General features: G+C 47.1%; 1 protein-coding gene. It reads left to right on the top strand.

What is annotated here, in order from left to right:
• Positions 1 to 418, top strand: a 418-nt coding sequence (locus D4A39_RS19290; RefSeq protein WP_199699504.1) for a hypothetical protein, incomplete at both ends; no start/stop codon positions are given.

Below are 418 nucleotides of genomic sequence, written 5' to 3' on the forward strand. Positions count from 1 at the left end.
AGAATTGCTCGCCGAGGCTAAGCAGAAGATTACCGAAGGTACAAAGGCAAAGAATCAGGAACTCCTTGACGAAGGTTTCCTCGCACTCTTCCGTTCTTACAAGGCATTGCCTAAGAACAAGCCATTGATTAAGTACCTTTCTGAGGAAGGTATCAAGGCAGGTCTGCTGAAGACTGAGGAGTACTACATGGCAAACAACAACCGTGAGATGCCTAAGGCTACAGAGCCATTGTACTTCGTAGTAGACGAGAAACTGAATTCTGCCGACCTTACCGATAAGGGTACAGACTGGTTGGCTAAGCAGGTAAACGACAAGGAACTCTTCGTATTGCCTGATATCACAACTGAGATGAGCGAACTCGAGGCTCGTACAGACCTTTCAGACCAGGAGCGTCTTGACAAGAAAGACGAGATGTTG

The organism is Alcanivorax profundi (assembly GCF_003597125.1).
In the GTDB taxonomy this organism is placed as follows: domain Bacteria; phylum Pseudomonadota; class Gammaproteobacteria; order Pseudomonadales; family Alcanivoracaceae; genus Alcanivorax; species Alcanivorax profundi.